Source organism: Mesorhizobium sp. WSM4807 (assembly GCF_055811615.1).
Genome location: NZ_JBVVQY010000122.1, coordinates 1 through 389 on the forward strand (window position 1 = coordinate 1; position 389 = coordinate 389).

Genomic DNA, 389 nt, shown 5'->3' on the forward strand with positions numbered 1-389 from the left:
GGCGGGTGGCGCATCCGCTGCCGGAAGTCCTGCTTCTGGTTGTCTGCGGCACGATCTGCGACTGCGACGACTATGATTTGATTGCCGATTGGGGCGCGGCGCGTCTCGACTTCCTGCGCCGCTACTTGCCCTATCATCACGGCGTGCCGGGCGGGCGCTGGCTGACCATGCTGATGAACCGCATCGATCCCGGCCTGTTCTCGGCCGCCTTCACCTCATGGGTGCGCCAGACATGGCCCGACAAGCCGGACTTCGTCGCCATCGACGGCAAGACGTCACGGCGCAGCCACGATCGCGGCGCTGGCAAGGCCGCGCTGCATCTGGTCTCGGCCTTCGCCACCACTGCCCGTCTCGTGCTCGGACAGGAGGCCGTCGCTGACAAGAGCAAC

General features: G+C 66.6%; 1 protein-coding gene. It reads left to right on the plus strand.

Features of this window, described 5'->3' with window-relative positions:
• Positions 1–389, plus strand: a 389-nt coding sequence (locus AC0L3N_RS33960; protein WP_473552068.1) for an ISAs1 family transposase, incomplete at both ends; no start/stop codon positions are given.